Origin of the sequence: Seonamhaeicola sediminis, from assembly GCF_004358095.2 — a bacterium.
GTDB lineage: Bacteria > Bacteroidota > Bacteroidia > Flavobacteriales > Flavobacteriaceae > Seonamhaeicola > Seonamhaeicola sediminis.
In genome coordinates this window covers 1-587 of record NZ_SMZJ02000037.1, presented here as the reverse complement: position 1 = coordinate 587, position 587 = coordinate 1, and the positions used below count along the sequence as shown (strand labels likewise).

Sequence of the window (587 nt, the reverse complement as noted above, 5' to 3'; positions counted from 1 at the left end):
AAATAAACTACCTCGGGGCAAGCCCACGAGGTATTAAAATAATTTGAGTTGTCCTGAATGAACTTCTTTATATTCCTTCTCTTTTCCTTGATTTTCAACATATCTCTGAATCACATCTTTGCTTGCATAGAGCCCTACTGTATTTGCATAAAAACCGCTTGACCAAAAATTACCTCCCCATAGTTTCGCCTCTATATCTGGATGCAATCGGAACATCTCTCTTGCCGTTATACTTTTTATCGTCCTGACCATTTGACTTACTGACACATTGGGTATGCTTTGAATTAGAAAATGAACGTGATCTGATTCATACCCTATCTTGATGAACTCAAACTCATAACGCTCCGAAACTTCTCTACAAATGGAAACCAAAGTCCCTCCCGACTCTTCGGTAAGAAGCTCTTTCCTATACTTCAAAGGAAAAACCAAATGATACAACAATAATGTCTTGTTATGGCTCTTGTATATATGCTCATCTTCCACAATCGAAATATACACTTTTTCAAAGCGTTATGAAAAACCAACCGTTTTTCATACTTTTCCTTTTCTACACCCGAGGCAAGCCTCGGGGAATTCTATTGGATTAA

General features: G+C 37.8%; 1 protein-coding gene. It reads right to left on the bottom strand.

Annotated elements, in window-relative coordinates:
- Nucleotides 1-33: 33 nt before the first annotated feature.
- Nucleotides 34-483, bottom strand: a complete 450-nt coding sequence (gene tnpA / locus E1J38_RS15005) for an IS200/IS605 family transposase (protein WP_133357653.1) — start codon at nt 481-483, stop codon at nt 34-36.
- Nucleotides 484-587: the final 104 nt, after the last annotated feature.